A 16,602-nucleotide genomic window follows, 5' to 3' on the forward strand; every position below is an offset into this window, starting at 1 on the left:
GTTGTTCTCTTAAAACACTATTGAAGGCGCCTTGGCAGAGTGGCTATGCAGCGGATTGCAAATCCGTGGACCTCGGTTCGACTCCGGGAGGCGCCTCCACTATTCAAAGTTGAAAGGCCAGCAGAAATGCTGGCCTTTTTGCTATCTGAAATTCTAAACCCTCATGCTATGTTCAAACTTCCACGTATGCTCTCTAATCAGTAGCACCACTAGGAACAAGCTATATCAGATCACTTTTGTGCCGGTCTTTTCTTTATGTAAACCTATCATTTGCTAAACAACCAACAGCATCTGTTAACCAATTGCGCCGTTTGTGAGTGGAATGAGTGGGGAATGGAAAAGGGCGACTGTCTTTTGCGTCATTAAATTCTTCATATTTATACATAGTTGCTCATGATCCTGTAACGCTTTCATGAGTTATTACACTTATTATGACCACAAGTGAAAATGATTGTCATTTACTTGTGTTACTGCTAACCTATTGTGAAACTTTACAACATCTTATCTACTGCACGAAAGTGTATATAAAACCCCGCTAAACCTTATTAAACCTACGGTTATTCGTTTGCTTCGTATGATAAATCAGCAGATCTACCTCTTTTGTCCTACCCCTTTAGGGTAGTTCGATTTCGTAATTGATTTACATCATATTTTCATTTTCTTTCATAATTCATTATTCGCTCAGTTAAGAAATATATAACCTTCAGGAATTCTTATGAGCAAGATGAAGCTAGTCGTAATCGGTAACGGGATGGTCGGCCATCGCTATATCGAAGATTTAGTCGAGAAGACAGACGTTGCTAACATGGACATCACAGTCTTCTGTGAAGAGCCTCGCGTAGCCTATGATCGTGTACACCTTTCTTCTTACTTTTCACACCATACTGCGGACGAACTTTCTTTAGTTAAAGAAGGCTTCTACGAGAAACACGGCATCAACATGCTGATCGGTGAGCGTGCTATTAACGTTAACCGTGAAAAGAAAACAGTTTACTCAAGTACTGGTCGTGAAATTCAATACGACAAGCTAATCCTTGCTACAGGTTCATACCCATTCGTTCCGCCAATCAAAGGTAACGAAGGTAAAGACTGTTTCGTTTACCGCACAATCGAAGACTTGAAAGCTATCGAAGCAACCGCTAAGAATTCTAAATCTGGTGTGGTTGTTGGTGGTGGTTTGCTTGGTCTTGAAGCTGCAGGCGCACTAAAAGCTCTTGGTGTAACCACGCACGTTGTTGAGTTTGCTCCAAAGCTAATGGCTGAGCAGCTTGACCAAGCGGGTGGTAACCAACTTCGTCAAAAAATCGAACGTATGGGCGTTAACGTACATACAAGTAAGAACACGCTTGAGATTGCTCCTGAAGGCACTGAAGCTCGTAACGTAATGCGCTTTGCAGACGGTACAGAGCTAGAAACTGATTTCATCGTATTCTCTGCTGGTATTCGCCCACAAGACAAACTTGCTCGTCAAATGGGGCTGGGTATTGCACCACGTGGCGGTATCGAGATTAATGATCACTGTCAAACGACAGACAAAGACATCTACGCAATCGGTGAGTGTGCGTCTTGGAACCAAACGTTCTACGGCCTAGTGGCTCCTGGTTACAAAATGGCAACGGTAGCGGTTGACCACGTTGTTGGTAACGAAAGCACATTTGAAGGTGCTGACATGTCTGCGAAGCTTAAGCTTTTGGGCGTGAAAGTAGGCTCTATCGGCGATGCGAACGGTCGTACTCCTGGCTGTAAGAGCTACGTTTACCAAAACGAAGAGCAAGAAGTTTACAAGCGTCTAATCGTTTCTGAAGACAACAAGAAGCTGCTTGGTGCAGTAATGGTTGGTGACACGTCTGACTACGGTGATCTTCTACAGCTTATGCTGAACGAAATCGACCTACCAGAACACCCAGATGCATTGATTCTTCCTGCTCATGCTGGTGCTGAAAAGCCAACACTTGGCGCGGATTCTCTTCCTGAGTCTGCTGTTATCTGTTCTTGTTTCGATGTAACTAAAGGCAAGATCGCTCAAGCGGTTGCTGAAGGTCACCACACAATCGGTGATATCAAAGCAGTAACAGGCGCAGGTACTGGTTGTGGTGGTTGTATTCCACTAGTGACTTCAGTACTAAACGCTGAACTTGCTAAAGCTGGTGTTGAAGTGAAGAACGACGTGTGTGAGCACTTTGCATACTCTCGCCAAGAGCTTTTCCACCTAATTCGCATCGAAGAAATCAAAACGTTCGATGAGCTATTAGAGAAATACGGTAAAGGCTACGGCTGTGAAGTATGTAAGCCTCTAGCAGGTTCTATCCTTGCTTCTTGCTGGGGTGAACACATCCTTAAGCCTGAATTAGTGAAGCTGCACGATACCAACGACAACTTCCTAGGTAACATGCAAAAAGACGGTACTTACTCTGTAATCCCTCGTATGGCGGGTGGTGAAGTAACACCTCAAGCACTAAGCGTTCTTGCTGATGTTGCTGCTGAATACAACTTGTACACCAAGATCACAGGTGCACAACGTATCGGCCTATTTGGTGCTCAGAAAGATGACTTACCAGCAATCTGGAAGAAGTTAATCGCTGCAGGTTACGAAACGGGTCAAGCTTACGCAAAAGCACTTCGTATGGCGAAAACATGTGTAGGTTCTACTTGGTGTCGTTACGGCGTTCAAGATTCAGTTGGCCTAGGCGTGATGATCGAGAACCGTTACAAAGGCATCCGTACTCCTCATAAGATGAAGTTTGGTGTGTCTGGCTGTACTCGTGAGTGTGCTGAAGCTCAAGGTAAAGACTTAGGTATCATCGCAACTGACGCAGGCTGGAACATGTATGTATGTGGTAACGGTGGTATGAAGCCTCGCCACGCAGACTTACTGGCAAGCGACCTAGACCAAGAAACGCTAATCAAGTACATCGACCGTTTCATGATGTTCTACATCCGCACGGCTGCGCCACTACAACGTACTTCGGTATGGATGGACAACCTAGAAGGTGGTGTTGATTACCTAAGTGAAGTGATTGTAGACAACAAGCTTGGTATCAATGACCAACTTGAAACTGACATTGCTGGCCTAGTTGATAACTTCGCTTGTGAATGGACAGATACAATCAACGACGAAGCTCAACTTAAGCGCTTTGCACACTTCATCAATGCTGATGACCGCGATGATAACGTTGTGTTTGTTGAAGATGGTCGTGAACAACACCGTCCTGCGACATTCACTGAGAAACACCCTGAAGCCATTACTTCAAAGCATCAGGGCGACATCATTCACGTAGAATCTGTTTAATTGGGAGACGACATCATGGCATTTACCAAAGTTTGTAAGATCGAAGACATTATCCCAGGTACAGGTGTTTGTGCGTTGGTTAGTGGTGAGCAAGTGGCTATCTTCCGCCCAACTGAGGCTGAAGAAGTATTCGCGATTAGCAACACAGACCCATACTTCCAATCTAACGTGCTATCACGTGGTTTGATTGTTGAGCACAAAGAAGAGCTTTGGGTAGCAAGCCCACTTAAGAAGCAACGCTTTAACCTAGCAACAGGTGTGTGCATGGAAGACGAGAACTTCAACGTGAAAGCGTACAAAGCTCGTGTTGCCAAAGGCGCTGTAGAAATCTCTGCTTAATCTTCGGATGAGTAAGATTTGATAGTTCAAGGGTTCTAGTTCTCGATATTGCCTTAACTCGGCAACTAGAGCCTTTTCCTATCCAATTTTAACTTTTAATTTAAACTTTTTAAGGACAACCTTATGTCTCCTGATTACAAACCAGCTGAATTCGTTCAAACGATGATTGATGTGGGTGAAGCGAAAACGAAAACAAGTACTCGCGATCTTCTGATTCGAAGCACTATGGCTGGTATCATCCTTTCTCTAGCGGTTGTTGTTGCTATTACAGCAATGGTTCAAACCGGTATTGGCCTTGTTGGCGCACTTGTGTTCCCAGTTGGCTTCGTCATTCTAAGTGTAATGGGTTATGACCTAGTAACTGGCGTATTCGGCCTTGCACCTTTAGCGAAATTCGACAACCGCCCAGGTATTACTTGGGGTCGTATCCTACGTTGTTGGGGTATTGTTGGTCTTGGTAACCTTATCGGTTCTTTGATTGTTGCTTTCCTTGTTGCAGTATCACTAACGGGTAACTTCTCTTTAGAACCAAACGCTGTTGCTCAAAAGTTCATTGCTGTTTCTACAGGTCGTAGCCTAGGTTTTGAAAACATGGGTATGGACGGATGGATCACGTGTTTCGTACGCGGTATCTTCTGTAACCTTATGGTATGTCTAGGTGTGATTGGCAACATGACTGCACGCACAGTATCTGGCCGTGTAGCAATGATGTGGTTCCCAATCTTCATCTTCTTCGCACTCGTATTTGAGCACACAGTGGTAAACATGTTCCTATTCCCACTAGGTATGATTCTTGGCGCTGATTTTGGTATCGCGACATGGTTGAACTTCAACCTTATCCCAACAATCCTAGGTAACATCGTTGGTGGTCTATTAATGACGTGTGTTCCTCTATACCTAACTCATGCTAAAACAGCTCCTTCTCTAGGCGCTAAGTAATTAGATAGTTCTAGGTTAATGAGCAACTAATAATGTGTGTTAAGCCCCAAGCTGTTGATTTGGGGCTTTTTTGATCTTAACACTCTCTAGTTTGATAACCGTGCACCTAAGGCGAGCAATGTGTGCTTGATGATGGTGCAAATGTCAGGGCTTTCCAACGTAATAGATTGTTTTGTTATATAAACTTCTATCTTGATTACAATTAATCGTAAAGTTTTATGGCAACAACTGATAGTCTAAGAAGTAGGGATATTGGTGATTCATACAACGATGAATCGTCATACAGAATTAAGCTTGAAATATAACAAGCTAACTTTCGGAGCAAAGCATGTCAGAAGTATCGCCATCGAATGTTAAAACAGGAAACACAGGATTTGTTTCATTAGTAGGTGCAGGTCCGGGCGACCCAGACTTACTTACGTTAAAAGCGGCACGAGTGATTCAACAAGCAGACGTGTTGGTTTATGACCGTTTGGTATCAAAGGATATCTTGGCGATGGCTAATCCAGAAGCGGAAATGTTGTATGTGGGCAAAAAGCTCGATCATCACTGCGTACCGCAAGATCAGATCAACCAACTATTAGTGACCAAAGCTCAAGAGAACAAACACGTAGTGCGTCTAAAAGGTGGTGACTCGTTTATCTTTGGTCGTGGTGGTGAAGAGTGTGAAACGTTAGCTGAGAATGACGTGAGATTTGAAGTGATTCCGGGCATCACAGCTGCTGCCGGAGCAACGGCTTATGCGGGCATTCCGTTGACGCACCGTGATCATGCACAAAGCGTGCAGTTTATTACAGGTCACTTGAAGAAAGATGGCGAAGATATTGACTGGCAATCTCTTGCTCAGCACAACCATACCATCGTGTTTTACATGGGCTTGAAAGAGAGTCCGAACATTCAGAAGAATCTACTCGATAATGGTATGCGAGCTGACATGCCAGTTGCGATCATCGAAAACGGTACACGCCAAGAACAAAAGGTGTTTAGAGGTGGGTTACGTGATTTAGCTGACCTTGCGAGCGTCGCAAAGAGCCCAGCGCTGATTGTTGTAGGCAGCGTGGCTCAGCTCCATGAAAAACTTGCTTGGTTTAACAAACAAGCTTGATCGTTTGACCTTCTAATTGGATCTCTAAGCCACTACTGAGTCCATCAAGAATCAAATACTGCAGCGGCTGCCTTGTCGCTGCATTTCTTGTTGGCGCATCGGCATTTCGTCAATGATATTGGTGATCTGTTTCCAATCTGTTTTGCCACTCCATCGGTGCTTCTCTTTCCCGTCTTTACCAATCAAAACAGCGGTATGTGATCCTTTCGGGATCTCGTAAATACTGGTGACTGCTTCTAAGTTAAACTCTTCTTCTAACCAAGTTGGGACTGTGTAACCACTCTCAGCAATAACCATAATGACGACATCTCGTTCGTCCAATTGACAGTTATTGAGCAACACTTCATTAAGAAACTCTTTAACGATTGAATCTTCCTTTGGAGCGAAATAAATCACACTGCGGTGTGGCAAAGGCTTTGAGTGAGAATAAGCGGGGTAGGCGAGTACTGAATTGATGGTTAAGCTCATGATTATTACCGTGCTGATGGTCAGTAGTTTAAGCAAACTAAACCAGCTACCAGAGTTTGATGGTTGATTTAAAGTTTGCATCGCTTTGGTTGTGTCGATGCTTACGATCGAATTGTGTGTTTGTCGGTGCAGCATTGCCAACCTCCCTTTAAAAACTTTAAGCCTGAGTACGATTTGAACGCTACGTAAAGAAGAAGGTGAAGATCAGAACCACCTAAGAAACGCTCAAAACAAATCCACTTACAATAAGCATAGTTAGGATTACGTAAAGACACTTAGCTTTACGCTAAAGATATTAGATTTACGTTAACGATAGCTGGCAGGTTCATTTTTATTGAGTAAAGCGACTCGCATTTTACAATTGAATAGAATAGGGTATACGGAAAATCTAAAGGTATGAATTTATGGAAAACATAGCAATTTTGGTCGACGTTCAGAACGTTTACTACACGACGCGCGACAAATACCGTTCTAACTTCGACTATAACCAGTTTTGGTATGTTGCCACGGAAGGGCGTAACGTTATTGCAGCTAATGCTTACGCAATCTCAAGCCAAGATCCAAAGCAGCGTCAATTTCATCATATCCTTCGTGGTGTGGGCTTTAATGTGAAGTTAAAGCCGTTTATTCAGCGTCGAGATGGCAGTGCAAAAGGCGATTGGGATGTGGGTATTGCGTTAGACGCGATAGAACTTGCTGAGACGGTTGATACGATTGTTTTGGTATCAGGAGACGGTGATTTCGAAATCCTTGTAGAGCGAATCAAAGAGCGCTTTGGCAAGCCTGTTGAAGTGTATGGTGTTCCCGGGTTAACTGCTCAAAATCTTATCGATTCTGCATCAAAATTTGTACCGATTGAAAAAGATTTTCTTCTATAGAGGAAATCGGGCACTTTATAATTGAAATCAATAATAACGATAATTAGAATGCAAACAGTTCTTATTTATCGGTATGTGTAATGTCTCGCGTTTTAGTTGTTGATGATGATATTCAGTTGTGTGAATTACTGGGTGAAGTGTTAGAAAATGAGGGGTATCACGTTGATACTGTTCATTGCGGTGAATCCGCGCTTGAGTTTATTCAATCTCACCCTGTCGATTTGGTTCTACTCGATGTAATGCTTCCGAACCTAAGCGGCATTCAAGTAGCAAGACGTATTTGTCAGCGTTTTGCTACTCCCATTCTTATGCTAACCGCGCTTAACGACGATGCCTCAATGCTCGATGGCTACCAAGCAGGCGCCGACCAGTACATCGCTAAACCTTTCAATGTTCCTGAACTCTTAACCCGTATTAAGGTGATCTTGCGCCGAGTGGGTTTTGAACGCCAAAGACAATCTTTAGCTTCCTCTAATCACGGCCTGTGTGAACAACTCTCTCGTTTGCCATTAACTGGCACTGAAAAAGACTTGCTTGATTATTTGGTCAAAAATGACGGTATTGTCGTCTCAAAATCTGATCTGCAAATCCATGTACTCAAGAAAGAATTGTGTCCCTTCGATCGTAATTTAGATATGCATATCAGCAATATACGTAGAAAGCTCGTTCAGGCAGGTTTGTCTAAACAACATATAAAAACCGTTCGTGGTAAAGGTTACAGTTACCTAGAGTCGGTCGGAGCATGAGTAAAAAACTGCTGCGTTGCCCTGATTTTATTGCTAAGCGTAAAGACGGACTCACTTTCCAACTGTTCAGTTACCTGACCGTCATTTTGGTGAGTATTTTGATCCTGCAAGGTGTCGCTGAAAGAGCCTTGATGAAAGCGCTGCTTAAAGTCCCAGAATCGGTAAAAGCGGAAATGCTCGACCTTGCTTACCAAGCGAATGTGTTGATCGAAGAAGGGGACATGGATGAACTCGCGGACTGGGGTAATGCTCAGCAGTATTATCTGTTCGTCATTGATAAAGACAATCGTCCGATCACACATCGTCACATGCACCCACATTTTGAATTTAAGCTCAAATACTTAAGAACGTTAGATCACCAACTTAGTGATCGTGTGAGTAAGCCGATCTTCGGCCTACCACTGGATAACGGTAAAACACTGGTTATCCAACTACCGCACCAGTTTCATCCCGCAAAATCTTTTGCGCCATATTCCTATATGCTTAAAGCATTGATTGCATTGGTCGTATTGTCTCTGTTCTCGATTATCATGGCCAAAAGCCTTCAGCAACCGTTGGATAGATTGAGAGAAGCGAGCCGCAGACTGGCTCAAGGTGACTTCACGGTCAGTGTGGTGTCGGAGTTGAACTCCACCACGCGTGAATTCAACGAGCTTGCACACGATTTTGATTATATGACCTTTGAGATTAAATCTCTGGCTGAAAAGCAACGTTGTTTGATTCGTGATGTCTCACACGAGTTAAGAACACCATTAGCAAGGCAAAACCTCGCACTACACCTGCTGCGCAGCAAGGTTGATGATAAAAGCATTGGTTTGCTAGAACGAATGGAAAATGAAACAGAAGAGATGAATAAGCTGGTGGGTGAGATACTTGAATTTAGCCGCTTAGAAACCTCTCGCTATGACTCCAAGTTAAGTTTAATGCACCTTGAGCACTATTGTTCAATGTTGATCGCGCAGATGCAAAACGATTTAAAACCGAATCAAACTTTGATTGGTTCCCTAGAGACGCCGATATCAATGGTGAACGTTGATGAGAGGCTACTGCTTCGAGTCATTGGTAACTTGGTCGGGAATGCCATTAAATACGCGGGTGAGAACGCTCATGTGGTCGTGACGACATACGAACAGGTAATGGATAGACGTTACAGTGTAATATCTGTAGAAGATGACGGTGATGGTATTCCTGATAACAAGATTGCAGGTATATTCGACCCGTTTACTCGTATTGAATCAGCAAGAGACAAACGGTCTGGTGGCTACGGTCTGGGCCTTGCGATTGTTAAAGAAGCGATGGGTGTGATGAATGGACATGTAACTGCTGAGAATAGAGAAGGTGGGGGGCTGAGAGTGAACTTGATGTTCCCAATCGGTGATTAGTTTTCCCTATTGATAATTACCTTAAATTGATAACTGTCCCAACTCAGTAGTACTGACTTAAGCGATACCCAATAAAAACGCCACTGCATCTGCAGTGGCGTTTTTCTTTATGCGCTTTGGTATGGGCTAGGCGTAGCCATTAATTACGCCTCAGCTTGAAGACAAGAGCATAAGATAAGCGAGACTATGCCTGTTGGCGAGCTAGCTTAACTTCTTCTTCTTTCTCACCTGCTGCTGGGTCGTTGAAGCGAGACTCGTCTAGAGCGCCTTCAGACTTAGCAACGATGATAGATACGGCACTATCACCTGTGATGTTTACAGCGGTACGAATCATATCAAGAAGGCGGTCAACACCCATGATTAGAGCAATACCTTCAAGCGGCAGGCCAACTTGGTTCAATACCATCGCTAGCATAACAAGACCAACACCAGGGACACCTGCAGTACCAACAGACGCCAGTGTCGCCGTTAGGATAACCATTAGGTAATCACCCATTGAAAGGTCGATGTTGTACGCTTGCGCGATAAATGCCGTCGCAACACCTTGCATGATTGCAGTGCCGTCCATGTTCACAGTTGCACCTAGTGGTACTGTGAAAGAAGCGACTTTGTTGTCTACGCCCATACGGTTCTTAGCCGTTTCCATAGTTACTGGAATTGTTGCGTTCGAAGATGCTGTTGAGAATGCAAACATGATTGCATCTTCCATCTTACGTAGGAACGTAATCGGACTAAGACCTGTGAATCCTTTAAGCATCGCACTGTAAGTCACCAAGCCATGCAACAGCAGGGTACCAGCAAGCACTAAGAAGTATTCTGCTAGGTTCCAAATCGCACCTAAGCCAAGGCCAGAGAACAGTTTCGCCATCAAGAAGAATACGCCGTAAGGAGCAAGGTTCATTAGTAGCGCAACTAGCTTCATGATCACTTCGTTTAGATCAGAGAAAACTGCAGCGATACGTTCACCGGGTTTGCCCGCTGCACTGATTGCGATACCAAACAACACTGCAAATACGATAACTTGTAACGTTTTGCCCTCAGCCATCGCCTGAATAGGGTTGGTTGGGAACATGTCGATGATTACTTGGCCCAGAGAAGGGGCATCCGCTGATTTGAAAGAGCTCGCAGCAGTAAGATCCGCACCAGCTCCAGGTTGGAACAGGTTACCGATAGTTAATGCTAGAGTGATGGCAACGGCAGTAGTACCGATATAAAGTGCAAGCGTTTTGCCACCCATACGGCCAAGAGTTGATAAGTCTTTAAGAGAACTTGTACCGCACACTAGTGAAACGAAGACTAGAGGCACAACAAGCATTTTTAAACTGGCGACAAAGATTTGTCCGCCCACTTCAAAGAGTCCGTTAACGATGTAGTTGTTAACAAATCCGTTGTCTGCAAAAAGGGATTGAATGGCGAATCCCGTTAATATACCTACGACCATACCGAGGATTACTCGACCAGTCAGAGACATAGGTTTCTTGGTATTCATTTAGAACACTCCTTATTATTTATAACTTTGATACCTTTTCAAAGTGAGCAGGAGATTAGCAGTCGGATAATCAATTCGAAAAACAAAAAATGAGTTTGGAATTATAGATGTGATCAAAATCACTGATAATTGTGTAAATTAAACAAATAAAAACAAAATAATTCACTATTAATTTACATCCATCGAGGGTTTTATACATAAATTTGTCGTTTCAAAGGTAGTAAATAAGAAGAGATGATTTTCTTATCAATCTTCACGTCTTCAATTGACTGAACAAATACCGTTGTTTCAAAAAATTCGGTGAAGATAACCAGTCGATTTACGTCCATGAGCCTTAACTATTTGTATTGAATGGTTTTGTTGAACTCCTCAAATATGACTCACCGACAGGCCTTTACAAAACTTTACGAATGCAAAGAATGTAAATTTAATGCAAATGGTAATAGTTATCACTTATATTCACTCCCGAAATAATTCAGTGGTACCGGCAACGGTTCAGCGAACACATCGAATAAATAACAAAGTGTTCGTCTAAAAGAATAAAAGCGGAGTAAAGGACATGTTTTCAAAGAGCCCATTGGCTTTAGTGATCGGCGCAGTATTAGCTTCACCAGCAGTATTGGCAGAAACAGTAAAAACAGACGAGCATATGGTTGTTGAAGGTCGTGACTACGGTTATAAAGCCGACACGAACACAACAGCAATGCGCATGGAGGCGACTCAATTAGAGACTCCGGGACAAGTTTCAGTAATCGATGAGCAAATCATCGATGAACAGCGTGCAACAACGCTTGGTGACGTGCTTAAGAATGACGCGAGTGTAAGTGCTGGCGGTACAAGTCGTAACCGTGAACGTTTCTCTCTACGTGGTTTCTCGGTAGAAAGCTCTTCGGGCTTCCTTAAAAATGGCCAGCAACATTGGTCTCACTACCGTCAACCAATTGAACTGCTAGAGCGTGTTGAAGTACTTAAAGGGCCTTCTGGTCTTCTTTACGGTATTTCTGCACCAGGTGGTTTGATCAACATGGTAAGCAAAAAACCAACTTACGATACGCAAGTAAGTGTTAGCCAAGATATTGGTTCTAATGACCATTCTCGTACAACGGTAGACGTAAGTGGCGCTTTGAACGACGCTGAAACTCTACGTGGTCGCGCGATTCTATCTAAAGAAAGCTACGGCTCTTGGAGAACTTACGGTGACGGAACTGAACCACAAACAGAACGTTTTGTTGGTGGTGTATTCGTTGATTACGATGTAACTGAAGACGTAATGGTTTCTGTTCACTACGATAAGACCAACGACGAAGGCAGCGCAGATTCTGGTGCACTATACACACTAGACGGCAACCGAGTAGGTAGCGACAAGCACATCTGGGATGCACAGTGGTCACAGATCGAGAATGATGTTGAGAACGTTGGTTTTGATATTGCTGCTAACCTGACTGATACATGGTCATTAAAAACAGGTTTCAACTACCAAGATTTCGAACGTATTGATATGGAAAGCTACCCAAGCTTTTCAAATATGAATCCTGATGGTACGGGCACCGTGACACAAGGCGGTAACTACCGTCATGATAAATGGCGTTTCAGAACGGCTTACGTTGATCTAACAACAACCGCTGATCTTGCGGGCACAGAGCACCAACTATTATTCGGTGCTAACTGGTTAGGCTACAGCTATTACCGTGGTATGGATCGCTTCAGCAGCGCTGAATACGCACCAGATGCAACAGTACCAGCGCCGTCAGTGGGTCCAACATCGCTAGGTAAGATGAGTACTTACGATACTTGGGGCTTCTACATCCAAGATTTGATTACTATTAATGATGAATGGCAAGTTCTTGCGGGTGCTCGTTTCGACCGTAAAGTAAGTGATGGCGTAGCAGAAGAAAATGTAGCGCCTAAGCTTGGCCTGATTTACCACCCAGCATCAAACGGTAGTATCTACGCTTCTTACTCTGAAAGTTTCGAACCACAAGGTGTTGTGTCTAGCGGAAGCCGCAACTACACCAACGATGGCGAACTTCTTGACGCAGCAACGGGCGTGTCTTACGAAGTCGGTACTAAGTGGGAACTGATGGACGAACGTCTATTCGTTTCTGGTGCGGTATTCGATATTACCCAAGAAAACATTTCAATGGATGTAGAAGACACTTCATCAGGCGATTGGACGAAGACACAAGGTGGCGAACAAGTTCACCGTGGTGCTGAGCTAGCCGCACAAGGCTTTATTTCAGAGCGCTTCTCAATGTCTGGTTCTGCAATGTACTTAGATGCTGAAATCACGAACCATGAAACATATGAAGGTAACCGTCCAGTAGACGTACCTGAGTTTGCAGCAAGCGTTTGGTCTACCTATGCAGCAACAAACGAAGTTGATGTGAACCTGGGTCTTATCTACGAAGGTTCTCGTTACGGCGATAGCGCGAACACATTCAAGAAAGACGGCTACGCACGTGTAGATATGGGTGCTGCATACACGCTTAAGTACGACGATTCTCTTGATTTCGTAGCGCGTCTAACAGTCGAGAACGTATTTGATAAAGAATACCTAGCGGGTGGCGGTTCAACATCTTCAAACCACCAATTTGCTGAAGACGTAGTAATCGGCGAAGGCCGTAACTACATGGCGACTTTACAGGTAAAATACTAATTTGTTAGTAGGGTACTATTGTTAGCCTAAATACTAAGGGGAAAGTTTCGGCTTTCTCCTTTCGTGATTCTGCTATTCAGTAAAATATCCCTAGTAATGCGAGTGACTTTTAATGATAATGAGAGTGCTTATCAATAATAGTATTTATCAATAAAATGTATTTGACCTTCTTCTATAGTAAATGACTACAATTATGAATCTTTTAAAAACTAGCCTAGCGCTTGCCATCAGTTTGGTTGCAACGTCTTCTATGGCAAACAGCTTGGATCAAGCTCAATCAATTCAAAACAAGACCAATAACGCGTCGGCTTCGAGCCAAAAGGTTATTGATAAAAGCTCACAAGCGACTTTAATGCTGCAAGCTGAGATTGAGCGTCTGCAAGAAGAAGTTAAAAACTTAGAAATCTATCACGATCACCTTGCTGCATTGGTTGAAAGCCAAAACCAAGAAGCTCAAAGCATTGAAGAGCAGATCGAAGAAATCAAATACACACGCCAAGGTGTTGTGCCATTGATGTATCAAATGATCGATGGTCTTGAACAGTTGGTAGAGAAAGACGTGCCGATTAAGAAAGAACAGCGTCTAGAAAGAGTAGAAAAGCTACAAGCAATGATGACTCGTGCTGACGTAAGTGACGCTGAGAAATACCGCCGTATCCTAGAGGCATACCAAATCGAGATGGACTACGGCATTAAGTTGGGTGTTTACCAAGGTCGTGTCGCATTGGCGAGTGATAAAACAATCGAGGCAGATGTTCTGCACTTAGGTCGTATCTCTTTAGTTGCTCGTAACCTAAATGGCAGCCAATACTGGGCTTGGAATCAAACAGAAGCTCAATGGCAAGAACTTGATTCTTCTATGAAGTCTGAGCTAGATAAAGCGTACGATATTGCTGGCCAACAAGCTGCCCCAAGCTTGATTACTTTACCTGTTTCTTTAACTGTTGCGGAGGTTAAGTAATGAACTTAAAGCCATTAGCAGCATTGCTTTGCATTACATCACTTTCATTTTCAGCTTTCTCTGCATCAGATACGACGGCTCAGCTAGTTAATAAAGCAAAATCAGAGAGTCGAACTCAAACTTCTCACAACGTAGTGCGTGAAGCTGATTTCAAAAAGACAGAACAAGAACTGAAAGCGATCAAAGCTCAGCTTGAAGCGAAGCGTACGTCTATCCAAGGTGCGACAGATGTTCTGACTCAAACGTTCAGTGATAACGAAAACAAGCTTGCTCGCTTAGAAGAGAAGCTGCGTTTAGAAACCGGTAGCTTAGGCGAGCTGTTCGGTGTCGTTCGTCAAAACGCAAAAGAACTCGGCGCAGAGCTTAGCTCAACCGTGAATAGTGTTGATCGTGCTGAACACACTGCAACTGTTGATCAAATCATTGATGCTAAATCACTGCCTTCAATGCCACAGCTGACCGGTTTGTGGATGAGCATGGTTGAACAGATCCAAGCGAGTTCTGAGCTTAGCAAATCTCAAATTGCATTCATTAATGGTGAAGGCAATACAAACAAGGTTGACGCTTACCGACTAGGTTCGATTGGTCTTGTGACAGAGCAAGGCTATGTTAGCTGGAACACTCAGCGTGAAGATGCGATCGCTTACCTTAAGCAACCACAAAATGGTCCAACGTTAGCGTCACTTTCTTCGTTAGCGAATGGTGAAGTATCTAACGTGGTTGTCGATCCTTCTCGCGGGTTTATGCTAGAGCAATTAGCACTTACGCCAAGTTTAACTGACCGTCTACAAGCGGGTGGTGTGGTTGGTAAAGTGATTCTTGGCCTACTAGCTATTGGTCTAATCATCGCATTAGTTCGTGGTGTCTCTCTTGCTATCGCACGCCAGAAAATTCGCGCGCAACTTAAGAACCCAGAGCAAGCGGGTGATAATCCTCTAGGTCGTGTTCTTGCGGTTTACAACAAAGAGCAAAACCAAACCGTTGAAGCACTAGAGTTGCGACTTTTAGAAGCGGTAGTGGATGAACAAACTCACCTAGAGAAAGGTTTATCGATGCTAAAACTTCTAGCGGCACTTGCTCCAATGTTAGGTCTTCTAGGTACAGTAACCGGCATGATCGAAACATTCCAAGTGATCACTCAGTTTGGTAATGGCGACCCTAAAGTTATGGCGGGTGGTATCTCGATGGCGCTTGTAACTACGGTACTTGGTCTGGTTGCGGCAATGCCTCTTCTACTGGCACACAACATTCTTAGCACTCAAGCAGAAAACATTCGCAATATTCTTGAGAAGCAAGGTATTGGTCTTGTTGCTGAGCAGGCTGAAAAGACCGTTGAATCAAACGCTGTTGTTTCACCAGTTGGGACTGCTGCGTAATGGATATTTTGTCGGGTTCTCTATTACCAGCGAGTTGGTTAACGAGTGACTGGCTGCTGTCTTTATCAAGCTTTATGGAGCAGGGCGGTTTCGTCTTGTGGTGGCTAGCGGCTGTCGTCCTAGTGTATTGGGTGCTTGTGGTAGAACGTGTGCTTTATCTTGCGTTCTACTTTCCTAAGCAACGCCAAGCTTGGATAGCGAAATGGCATGAAAGAGAAGATCACTCTTCTTGGCATGCCAAAGCCATTCGTGAAGGTTGGTTAGGGCAAGCGAGTATCTTGCTTAACCAAAACTTGAATTTTATTAAGCTGTTAGTCGCTATTTGCCCGATGTTGGGCTTGCTAGGCACTGTAACCGGTATGATCTCTGTTTTTGATGTTATGGCGACACAAGGCAGCAGTGACCCTAAATTGATGGCTTCAGGTATCTCGTTAGCAACACTGCCAACCATGGCAGGCATGGTTGCAGCGTTAGCGGGCATGTTCGTTCACGCTCGCTTAGCGAAAGTATGTAACCGCTTAGAATTGAAATTAGAAAAATCTTTAAGGAGTCAACGATGAGACTCGGTCGACGTCATTCTAAAAACGAAGAGGCTCAAATAGACCTTACTTCGATGCTTGATATTGTCTTTATCATGCTTATTTTCTTTATTGTGACCAGTTCATTTGTTCGTGAGTCAGGGGTGGAAGTCAATCGCCCACAAGCTTCTAACGTAGTAAGCCAAAAGGATGCAGGCATCTTTGTTGCGATTACTTCTGCAAACGACATTTTCATCGACAAGCGTGTCGTAGATGTTGAACGTGTCCAAGCGACGTTAGAGCACTTGTTGCTAGAACAACCTGATGCTTCTTTGGTTATTCAAGCGGATGAACACGCTTACAACGGTACTGTTGTTAAAGTGATGGATGCCGCGAAAGGTGCAGGTGTTAAAAACATTGCGCTTGCTGCTGATAAGCGATGATCTTGGAGGATCT

General features: G+C 43.8%; 14 protein-coding genes and 1 tRNA gene. 13 read left to right on the forward strand and 2 right to left on the reverse strand.

Annotation, left to right across the window (positions count from 1 at the left end; genetic code table 11):
- Positions 1-25: 25 nt before the first annotated feature.
- The 5 genes from AB4263_RS07150 (at position 26) to cobA (ending at position 5,672) form a co-directional block, all read left to right on the forward strand.
- Positions 26-99, forward strand: a tRNA-Cys gene (locus AB4263_RS07150).
- 616 nt (positions 100-715) lie between these two features.
- Positions 716-3,289 (forward strand): nitrite reductase large subunit NirB, encoded by a 2,574-nt coding sequence (nirB, locus tag AB4263_RS07155; protein WP_372097982.1) that lies wholly within the window; start codon positions 716-718, stop codon positions 3,287-3,289.
- A 15-nt stretch (positions 3,290-3,304) separates the two neighbouring features.
- Positions 3,305-3,628, forward strand: coding sequence for a nitrite reductase small subunit NirD (nirD, locus tag AB4263_RS07160; RefSeq protein WP_017062559.1), 324 nt, complete (start codon positions 3,305-3,307; stop codon positions 3,626-3,628).
- A 123-nt stretch (positions 3,629-3,751) separates the two neighbouring features.
- Positions 3,752-4,567: a formate/nitrite transporter family protein gene (locus tag AB4263_RS07165; protein ID WP_017062558.1), complete on the forward strand. Its 816-nt coding sequence runs from the start codon at positions 3,752-3,754 to the stop codon at positions 4,565-4,567.
- Positions 4,568-4,895: 328 nt separating this feature from the next.
- Positions 4,896-5,672 carry a uroporphyrinogen-III C-methyltransferase gene (cobA, locus tag AB4263_RS07170; protein WP_017066845.1) on the forward strand — a complete coding sequence of 259 codons (777 nt, stop codon included), beginning with the start codon at positions 4,896-4,898 and terminating at the stop codon, positions 5,670-5,672.
- 51 nt (positions 5,673-5,723) lie between these two features.
- On the opposite strand, the gene AB4263_RS07175 is transcribed toward cobA, so the two are convergent.
- Entirely contained in the window at positions 5,724-6,221 is a 498-nt protein-coding gene (locus AB4263_RS07175) for a DUF4174 domain-containing protein (RefSeq protein ID WP_050546503.1), read from the reverse strand.
- Positions 6,222-6,544: 323 nt separating this feature from the next.
- Here AB4263_RS07175 and AB4263_RS07180 point away from each other — a divergent pair, with 323 nt between their 5' ends.
- The 3 genes from AB4263_RS07180 (at position 6,545) to AB4263_RS07190 (ending at position 9,146) form a co-directional block, all read left to right on the forward strand.
- Positions 6,545-7,018 (forward strand): NYN domain-containing protein, encoded by a 474-nt coding sequence (locus tag AB4263_RS07180; RefSeq protein WP_010429860.1) that lies wholly within the window; start codon positions 6,545-6,547, stop codon positions 7,016-7,018.
- An 80-nt stretch (positions 7,019-7,098) separates the two neighbouring features.
- Positions 7,099-7,764, forward strand: a complete 666-nt coding sequence (locus AB4263_RS07185) for a response regulator transcription factor (protein ID WP_017062555.1) — start codon at positions 7,099-7,101, stop codon at positions 7,762-7,764.
- A complete protein-coding gene (locus AB4263_RS07190; RefSeq protein ID WP_017064547.1) occupies positions 7,761-9,146 on the forward strand; it encodes a sensor histidine kinase in 1,386 nt (461 codons plus the stop codon). The genes AB4263_RS07185 and AB4263_RS07190 overlap by 4 nt, the downstream gene beginning before the upstream one ends.
- 184 nt (positions 9,147-9,330) lie before the next feature.
- Here AB4263_RS07190 and AB4263_RS07195 read toward each other — a convergent pair whose 3' ends face one another.
- Positions 9,331-10,635 carry a dicarboxylate/amino acid:cation symporter gene (locus AB4263_RS07195; protein WP_017062553.1) on the reverse strand — a complete coding sequence of 435 codons (1,305 nt, stop codon included), beginning with the start codon at positions 10,633-10,635 and terminating at the stop codon, positions 9,331-9,333.
- A gap of 559 nt (positions 10,636-11,194) precedes the next feature.
- Between AB4263_RS07195 and AB4263_RS07200 the strand changes: the two genes are divergently transcribed.
- The 5 genes from AB4263_RS07200 (at position 11,195) to AB4263_RS07220 (ending at position 16,589) form a co-directional block, all read left to right on the forward strand.
- Positions 11,195-13,291 carry a TonB-dependent siderophore receptor gene (locus AB4263_RS07200; RefSeq protein ID WP_372097983.1) on the forward strand — a complete coding sequence of 699 codons (2,097 nt, stop codon included), beginning with the start codon at positions 11,195-11,197 and terminating at the stop codon, positions 13,289-13,291.
- Between the two features lie 193 nt (positions 13,292-13,484).
- On the forward strand, positions 13,485-14,252 hold the full coding sequence (locus AB4263_RS07205; RefSeq protein ID WP_372082856.1) for a DUF3450 domain-containing protein: 768 nt from the start codon (positions 13,485-13,487) through the stop codon (positions 14,250-14,252).
- Positions 14,252-15,628 (forward strand): MotA/TolQ/ExbB proton channel family protein, encoded by a 1,377-nt coding sequence (locus AB4263_RS07210; protein WP_372097984.1) that lies wholly within the window; start codon positions 14,252-14,254, stop codon positions 15,626-15,628. The genes AB4263_RS07205 and AB4263_RS07210 overlap by 1 nt, the downstream gene beginning before the upstream one ends.
- Complete coding sequence (locus AB4263_RS07215; protein ID WP_010429842.1) at positions 15,628-16,188, forward strand: MotA/TolQ/ExbB proton channel family protein; 561 nt, start codon at positions 15,628-15,630, stop codon at positions 16,186-16,188. The genes AB4263_RS07210 and AB4263_RS07215 overlap by 1 nt, the downstream gene beginning before the upstream one ends.
- Positions 16,185-16,589, forward strand: a complete 405-nt coding sequence (locus tag AB4263_RS07220; RefSeq protein ID WP_004739212.1) for a biopolymer transporter ExbD — start codon at positions 16,185-16,187, stop codon at positions 16,587-16,589. The genes AB4263_RS07215 and AB4263_RS07220 overlap by 4 nt, the downstream gene beginning before the upstream one ends.
- The last annotated feature ends 13 nt before the right edge of the window (positions 16,590-16,602 follow it).

It is taken from the genome of Vibrio sp. 10N.261.55.C5 (assembly GCF_041470505.1).
In the GTDB taxonomy this organism is placed as follows: Bacteria; Pseudomonadota; Gammaproteobacteria; order Enterobacterales; family Vibrionaceae; genus Vibrio; species Vibrio crassostreae_C.

What these genes read in the sequence shown, in the direction of transcription:
- cobA (WP_017066845.1), top strand. Translation starts at nt 4,896, where the DNA reads ATGTCAGAAGTATCGCCATCGAATGTTAAAACAGGAAACACAGGATTT.
- nirB (WP_372097982.1), top strand. Translation starts at nt 716, where the DNA reads ATGAGCAAGATGAAGCTAGTCGTAATCGGTAACGGGATGGTCGGCCAT.
- AB4263_RS07185 (WP_017062555.1), top strand. Translation starts at nt 7,099, where the DNA reads ATGTCTCGCGTTTTAGTTGTTGATGATGATATTCAGTTGTGTGAATTA.
- AB4263_RS07220 (WP_004739212.1), top strand. Translation starts at nt 16,185, where the DNA reads ATGAGACTCGGTCGACGTCATTCTAAAAACGAAGAGGCTCAAATAGAC.
- AB4263_RS07165 (WP_017062558.1), top strand. Translation starts at nt 3,752, where the DNA reads ATGTCTCCTGATTACAAACCAGCTGAATTCGTTCAAACGATGATTGAT.
- AB4263_RS07205 (WP_372082856.1), top strand. Translation starts at nt 13,485, where the DNA reads ATGAATCTTTTAAAAACTAGCCTAGCGCTTGCCATCAGTTTGGTTGCA.
- AB4263_RS07195 (WP_017062553.1), bottom strand. Translation starts at nt 10,635, where the DNA reads ATGAATACCAAGAAACCTATGTCTCTGACTGGTCGAGTAATCCTCGGT.
- AB4263_RS07190 (WP_017064547.1), top strand. Translation starts at nt 7,761, where the DNA reads ATGAGTAAAAAACTGCTGCGTTGCCCTGATTTTATTGCTAAGCGTAAA.
- AB4263_RS07180 (WP_010429860.1), top strand. Translation starts at nt 6,545, where the DNA reads ATGGAAAACATAGCAATTTTGGTCGACGTTCAGAACGTTTACTACACG.
- AB4263_RS07200 (WP_372097983.1), top strand. Translation starts at nt 11,195, where the DNA reads ATGTTTTCAAAGAGCCCATTGGCTTTAGTGATCGGCGCAGTATTAGCT.
- nirD (WP_017062559.1), top strand. Translation starts at nt 3,305, where the DNA reads ATGGCATTTACCAAAGTTTGTAAGATCGAAGACATTATCCCAGGTACA.
- AB4263_RS07210 (WP_372097984.1), top strand. Translation starts at nt 14,252, where the DNA reads ATGAACTTAAAGCCATTAGCAGCATTGCTTTGCATTACATCACTTTCA.
- AB4263_RS07215 (WP_010429842.1), top strand. Translation starts at nt 15,628, where the DNA reads ATGGATATTTTGTCGGGTTCTCTATTACCAGCGAGTTGGTTAACGAGT.
- AB4263_RS07175 (WP_050546503.1), bottom strand. Translation starts at nt 6,221, where the DNA reads ATGCAAACTTTAAATCAACCATCAAACTCTGGTAGCTGGTTTAGTTTG.